This is a genomic window from Streptococcus loxodontisalivarius (assembly GCF_016908645.1).
Classification (GTDB): Bacteria; Bacillota; Bacilli; order Lactobacillales; family Streptococcaceae; genus Streptococcus; species Streptococcus loxodontisalivarius.
Genome location: NZ_JAFBEH010000026.1, coordinates 24,427 through 30,510, shown reverse-complemented (window position 1 = coordinate 30,510; position 6,084 = coordinate 24,427). Strand labels below are relative to the sequence as shown.

The window sequence follows — 6,084 nt, the reverse complement described above, 5'->3', positions numbered from 1 at the left end:
AATAAGACAATAACCACGTAACGGCTACTGTCTTGATATTATTTTTGGGCTTAAAGCATTGATATACTTGACAAATGGTAGAAAATTATAGAGCCATTAAAAAGAGCGAGACAGAATCATTTCTGCCTCGCTCTTTTTATTTTGAAATTCAGAAATTTTTCAGTAAAGCTTGAAAATCTTTTGGATAGTAGTACACTAGTAGTGCTGATTAATAAAGGAGAAATCGCATGAAACTTTATGTCCAACTGATGATTATTCTTTTCTTCTCTCTTCTGGGAGAAGGAATTTCGAGCGTATTTAATCTACCAATTCCTGGCTCAATCATCGGGCTCATTCTACTCTTTATAGCTCTGCAATTAAAATGGGTTAGACTCAGACAGATTTTTACTGTGGGAGAATTTCTCCTGGCTAACATGACCATCCTCTTTCTACCAGCTGGGGTTGGTATTATGGAGAAATTTGATGTTATTGCGCCAAATCTACTCCCTATCCTTCTAATTACCTTCGGTGCCCTCTTTTTGAATATAGCTGTTATTGCTCTAGTGGTTTCCTATATCAAGAAAAAATATGAGGGTGATTATGAAGATAGCTCAAAAAGTAAGAATAACATATCATAGTAAAAGGAGTACAGGATGTCTGATTTAACAAGTAATCCTATTTTTGGATTGACTCTATCTATTTTCGCCTATTTTTTGGGAATGCTACTTTATCGACGCTTTCCAAATCCACTGACAACTCCACTACTCTTAGCGACAATCATGATTATTGTCTTTCTGAAAGCCAGTGGCATTTCTTATAAGGACTATTATATCGGTGGAAGCTATCTTAATATGCTTATTGTCCCTTCGACAGTAGCGCTAGCCATTCCTCTCTATCGTAATTTTCACTTGATGAAGCACCACTATCGCTCTATCTTAGCTGGCATCAGCATTTCCACCTTGATCAATACCATCTACACTGCTCTGATTGCCAAATATTTTGGCATGGATTATTTTTTAGCGATTTCCCTCTTTCCAAAATCAGTCACAACCGCTATGGCTATTGGAATTAGCGAAAAAATGGGTGGTATGACAACTGTTACTTTGGTGGTGGTTGTCCTGACTGGTATCTTTACAAGCGTTGTCGGACCAAGCTTTCTAAAATTCCTCAAAATCGACGATCCTGTTGCCTTCGGTTTAGCCCTTGGGGGAACTGGTCATGCGGTCGGAACTGGTGCTGCCCTGCGTCACGGTCAGGTCCAGGGAGCAATGGCTGGGCTGGCAATCGGTGTGACTGGTATCATGTATGTTGTCATCAGCCCAATCGTTGCACAAATCATTTTAAAATAAACACTCTATAATTGAAAAGCTCCGAATCTTCGGAGCTTTTGTCATTCCTTAAATCTGTTGACTGAGATTAATCATTTCAAGTAGCCCTTGAGCGCACTCACTACCTTTGTTACCGACTTTTGATCCAGCTCTTTCAATAGCTTGTTCAATGTCTTCTGTTGTAATGACACCAAACATGACTGGAATTGGACTGCTTAAATTGATTTGGCCCACACCTTTAGCGACTTCGTTGCAGACCAAATCATAGTGGCTAGTACTACCTCTGATAACACTTCCCAGTGTAATCACTCCATCGTATTTACCGCTGTCAACTAATTTACGTGTGATAAATGGAATTTCAAAGGCACCTGGCACCCAGAAAACGTCGATATTTTCAGGATCTACTTCATTTCGAACCAGACTATCCTGAGCTCCACCCAATAGTTTTGAGGTGATAAATTCGTTAAAACGGGCTACAACGATAGCAACTTTAAGATTTTTTCCGATAAATTTTCCTTCAAATGTAGTCATAATAAATACTCCTTAAGCTTCTAATAGGTGATGAAATTTGTCTTTTTTGGTCTGAAAATAGGCCTGATTTTCTGAATGCTCTGCCATTATCAGTGGGATTCTTTCCGTAATTGTAATGCCTTTGTCCTCAAGTTGGCTGAGTTTTTCAGGATTATTGGTCATGAGTTTGATACTATCAATTCCTAGAAAATCTAGAATATCAGCTGCGATTTGATAATCACGCGCATCTGCTTCAAAACCTAGTGCAAGATTGGCATCGTAAGTATCCAAACCCTCTTCCTGCAATTGATAAGCGCGCAGCTTATTTTTCAAACCAATACCACGACCTTCCTGACGAAGGTAGAGAATGGCGCCACGACCCTCGTCTTCAATCTTAGCCATCGCTGCTGACAACTGCTCACCGCAGTCACAACGGTGCGATCCAAAGATATCTCCTGTTAGACACTCCGAGTGCAATCTAACAAGTAGGTCTTGCTCAGAGCTTATATCACCCTTGGATAAGAGGAGATGCTCTTTGCCAGTTTCATCCTCGAATAATCTCAATTCAAAATCACCGAGCTCCGAAGGCAGCTGCACCTTGGGGCTATCTTGAAAAGCCATATAGCGAGCCAGCTCATCAACTTCAATTAGGGGTAGATTCCACTCTTTTGCCAACTGATAGAGTCTCTCTTTTCTTGCCATGCTTCCGTCATCATTGAGAATCTCACAGATATAGGCTGCCTGACTAGTTCCAGCCAGATAAGCTAAATCCAAACTGGCTTCTGTATGTCCTCGACGTTTAAGAACTCCACCTTCTCTACCGACTAGCGGGAACATGTGACCAGGTCTTAGAAAATCACCTGCCTGACTATCTGGATTTCCAAGTTCACGAATGGTTTTGGCACGTTCGAATGCAGATATTCCTGTTGTTGACGTCCTATGATCAACACTAATCGTAAAGGCTGTTCCGTGAGGATCCGTATTGTCACTTGTCATCGCCTTAAGATTCAGACGCTCTGCAATTTCCTCAGAAACAGGTGCGCAGATAAGACCACGCGCATACTTGGTCATAAAGTTAACTGTTTCAGGACTAGCGTACTGGGCAAGTCCAACCAGGTCACCTTCCGCCTCACGATCATCGTCATCAACAACGATAATCAAACCACCTGCTTGTAATTGTTTAATAGCTTCTTGAATTCGTTTCATTACCACTTACCTCCTCGTAAGTCCAATTGTGCCTTGACATACTTAGCTAAAATATCAGTTTCCAAATTGACCTCTGCTCCTGCTCTCAACTCTGTAAGATTCGTTTCAGCAGCCGTATGTGGAATCAAAGAAACTGAAAACTGGTCTTCACTTGCCTCCACAACTGTCAAACTAACACCGTTCAGAGTAACAGACCCCTGACTAACAATCTGACCTCTCAAAGTCTTAGGATAGCTAAAGCTTAATAGCAGAGCATTTTCATCCTTATGGCGATTGATCAGTTTAGCTAGACCATCACTGTGTCCAGAAACCAGGTGCCCCTCGAAACGATCCTGAGTTGACATGGCAGGTTCTAAGTTGACTAAACTACCAATTTTCAACTGACTAAAACTGGTACGTTTATAGGTTTCAGGCATAATATCAACTGTAAATTGATTAGAAGTCTTTTGAACACAGGTTAAGCAAACACCATTTACTGCCATACTATCACCAATAGCGTAATCTCTTAACAAATCATGACTAGCCTTGATGCTAAGTTTTATGCTGTGACTGGACTTTTGAATTTTACTGATTTTTCCTTGTTCTTTAATCAATCCTGTAAACATCGCTCGCTCCTTCTGGTGTATAAGCGAAGGTCTGACCCTAGCTGTTCAATCTCAAAATCAGAAAGCTCAGTAACCTGATGACCCAACCTCTGACTTGAAAATGCTGCTCTGCTATTGCCACCCAGTAATTTAGGCGATAGGTAAGTTATCACATCATCCCAAAGGTCAGCTGCCAAAAAGCTATCATGAACCTCTGCTCCGCCCTCAACATAGAGCGACTGTATGCCTTCTTGGTAGAGGCAAGCAACGATATCACAAATCTCAAAAGAAGCTGGCTTGAGCAGTCGAACATGCTGGGGAAGATTTTCAAGTTCCTGATCTGTTAGCAACCAAAGCGGTGCACTGCTATTTTCAAAAAGCTTCAAATCAGGATGCTCCAAGAGTCGTCCTCGCCTATCCAAGACGACACGAACAGGAGGATAGAGGGAAGCCCCACTTGTAAGGAGACTCGGATTATCAGTCAGGGCTGTCTGACTTCCAATCAAAATCGCTTGATAGGAAGCTCGCTCCAAATGAACACGATCAAGTGCCTCCTCATGTGTTATGGCTGTCCTCTCATTCTGAAGAGCAATTTTGCCATCAAGACTAATAGCCTGTTTCAATGTTATATAAGGCCTCTTATGTTCAAAATAGTGATTGTAGAAGGGATTTAAGGCTCTAGCCTGCTCTTCCAAGCACCCATAAGTGACCTCGACACCATGATTTTCTAGATATGCCACCCCTTGACCAGCTACCAGAGGATTGGGATCAAGCTGGGCAATCACCACCTGCTTTATACCAGCCTCAATAATCGCCTGACTGCAGGGAGGCTGTTTTCCAAAGTGGTTACAAGGCTCCAATGTTACATAAAGTGTTGAATTGAATAGTTTTTCAGGAGTTTTGCAAGATAGCAGAGCATTTTTCTCTGCATGTTCCTTGCCGAATTCTAAGTGTCCACCTTTTGCGATAATATCGCCATCTTGAACAATCACAGCTCCCACTAAGGGATTAGTGTGGGTTCTTCCAAGACCTTTTCTCGCTTCCGCAATAGCTTGCGCCATGAAATACGTATGCATCTTATCAGCTCCTTTCCAAATAAACCAAAAACCCCACTACCAGAGGTAGCGGGGCTTCAATCATCAAACTATGCCAAATAAGACTCCCTTAGCAACTTAAAATGTAACCTGAGGGAAATTTTCCTATTTTTGCTATCACAAAAAGACTGTCCTTTTCCGTGACAATTTGACTTCTTCTACCATCCAGACTATACTGTCGGTCCTAGAATCTCACTAGGTCAGCTTGCGCTCGCGGACTTCTTTATTTCATGACATACACTTAAGCAACTCTTCAACTAAGTTCACTAAGAACTCTCAAAATCATTGAAGGAAGGCTGATAAGCTCAATCACTAACAAAGTCACCGCCGGTCGGGAATTACACCCTGCCCCGAAGAAATATTCAATTCACAGAAATGATAACACTTACAAATTAAAGTGTCAAGAAAAAATGCAATATTTTTCATATTTTTCTCCTCAAATGAGAAAAAACGTATAAAAAAGACCACTTTAGACTGCCTAAGCAAGTCCAAAATGGCTCTTAAATGTTAATTTTGATAGTTTAACCAAACATCTGTTCCCACATGTTAAGGATACGTTCAAAGTTATCGGCATTGTCTGGAAGGGCAAAACCGCCACCTTGGTCGATTGACTTAATGGCTTCCATGTCCTCAGCTGTCAATTCAAAGTCGAAGACTGCAAGATTTTGCGCCATACGTTCTGGATTGATTGATTTTGGAATAGTCACCACATCACGTTGCAAGAGCCAACGAAGGATGACTTGGGCAACTGTTTTATTGTGTGCGACAGCGATTTCTTTCAAGAGAGGTTGCTCAAAGAGGTTACCATCTCCTGCTGAGAAAGGTTGCCATGCCACCATTTGAACGTCACGCGCAACCATTGCTGCTTGGTCTTCATGTCTTTGGTGGTAAGGATTGGCTTGAATCAAGTTAACAGCTGGTTTGACCTCGTTGAACTTGATAAACTCAACCAACTTTGCCTGAGTGAAGTTATCCACACCGATAGCACGAATTTTGCCTTCTTTGTAGGCTTCTGTCAAGTAACGCCAAGCTCCATAGATGTCACCAATTGGTTGGTGAAGCACGTAGAGGTCGATATAGTCCAATTGAAGCTTATCCAAAGAGCTTTCAAGCCCACGTTTAGCACCTTCGTAAGACATGTCTGACACCCAAAGTTTTGATGTGACAAAGATATCTTCACGCTTAACATTAGCACGCTTGATGGCACGACCGACGATATCTTCATTGCCATAAGCTGCGGCAGTATCGATCATTGGATAGCCCATTTCAAGTGCGGCTACGATTGCATTTTCAGCCTCAACTGGGTCAGTCATCTGCATGACACCCAAGCCAAGTTTTGGCATTTTTACGCCATTGTTCAAGGTTACAAATTCCATGATTTCT

General features: G+C 41.8%; 7 protein-coding genes and 1 riboswitch. Of the genes, 2 read left to right on the top strand and 5 right to left on the bottom strand.

Annotated features, from left to right (window positions below; all coding sequences use genetic code 11):
- The first annotated feature begins 227 nt into the window (after window positions 1-227).
- Entirely contained in the window at window positions 228-617 is a 390-nt protein-coding gene (locus JOC28_RS06710; protein ID WP_205009926.1) for a CidA/LrgA family protein, read from the top strand.
- A gap of 15 nt (window positions 618-632) precedes the next feature.
- Complete coding sequence (locus tag JOC28_RS06705) at window positions 633-1,328, top strand: LrgB family protein (RefSeq protein WP_205009925.1); 696 nt, start codon at window positions 633-635, stop codon at window positions 1,326-1,328.
- A gap of 48 nt (window positions 1,329-1,376) precedes the next feature.
- On the opposite strand, the gene ribH is transcribed toward JOC28_RS06705, so the two are convergent.
- From ribH to JOC28_RS06680, 5 genes are all read right to left on the bottom strand, one after another.
- The gene (ribH, locus tag JOC28_RS06700) at window positions 1,377-1,838 is read right to left on the bottom strand and encodes a 6,7-dimethyl-8-ribityllumazine synthase (RefSeq protein ID WP_205009924.1); all 462 of its coding nucleotides are present in this window, start codon (window positions 1,836-1,838) and stop codon (window positions 1,377-1,379) included.
- Between the two features lie 12 nt (window positions 1,839-1,850).
- Window positions 1,851-3,023 carry a GTP cyclohydrolase II gene (gene ribA, locus JOC28_RS06695; RefSeq protein WP_205009923.1) on the bottom strand — a complete coding sequence of 391 codons (1,173 nt, stop codon included), beginning with the start codon at window positions 3,021-3,023 and terminating at the stop codon, window positions 1,851-1,853.
- Window positions 3,023-3,628 carry a riboflavin synthase gene (locus JOC28_RS06690; RefSeq protein ID WP_205009922.1) on the bottom strand — a complete coding sequence of 202 codons (606 nt, stop codon included), beginning with the start codon at window positions 3,626-3,628 and terminating at the stop codon, window positions 3,023-3,025. The genes ribA and JOC28_RS06690 overlap by 1 nt, the downstream gene beginning before the upstream one ends.
- Entirely contained in the window at window positions 3,613-4,683 is a 1,071-nt protein-coding gene (ribD, locus tag JOC28_RS06685; RefSeq protein WP_205009921.1) for a bifunctional diaminohydroxyphosphoribosylaminopyrimidine deaminase/5-amino-6-(5-phosphoribosylamino)uracil reductase RibD, read from the bottom strand. Before ribD ends, JOC28_RS06690 begins: the two co-directional genes overlap by 16 nt.
- A 167-nt stretch (window positions 4,684-4,850) precedes the next feature.
- A riboswitch (FMN riboswitch) is annotated at window positions 4,851-5,063 on the bottom strand.
- 159 nt (window positions 5,064-5,222) lie between these two features.
- Complete coding sequence (locus JOC28_RS06680) at window positions 5,223-6,077, bottom strand: aldo/keto reductase (RefSeq protein ID WP_205009920.1); 855 nt, start codon at window positions 6,075-6,077, stop codon at window positions 5,223-5,225.
- Window positions 6,078-6,084: the final 7 nt, after the last annotated feature.

Bases quoted from the DNA above. Each gene is read 5' to 3' on its own strand.
- ribH (WP_205009924.1), bottom strand. From the start codon at position 1,838: ATGACTACATTTGAAGGAAAATTTATCGGAAAAAATCTTAAAGTTGCT.
- JOC28_RS06690 (WP_205009922.1), bottom strand. From the start codon at position 3,628: ATGTTTACAGGATTGATTAAAGAACAAGGAAAAATCAGTAAAATTCAA.
- ribD (WP_205009921.1), bottom strand. From the start codon at position 4,683: ATGCATACGTATTTCATGGCGCAAGCTATTGCGGAAGCGAGAAAAGGT.
- JOC28_RS06705 (WP_205009925.1), top strand. From the start codon at position 633: ATGTCTGATTTAACAAGTAATCCTATTTTTGGATTGACTCTATCTATT.
- JOC28_RS06680 (WP_205009920.1), bottom strand. From the start codon at position 6,077: ATGGAATTTGTAACCTTGAACAATGGCGTAAAAATGCCAAAACTTGGC.
- JOC28_RS06710 (WP_205009926.1), top strand. From the start codon at position 228: ATGAAACTTTATGTCCAACTGATGATTATTCTTTTCTTCTCTCTTCTG.
- ribA (WP_205009923.1), bottom strand. From the start codon at position 3,023: ATGAAACGAATTCAAGAAGCTATTAAACAATTACAAGCAGGTGGTTTG.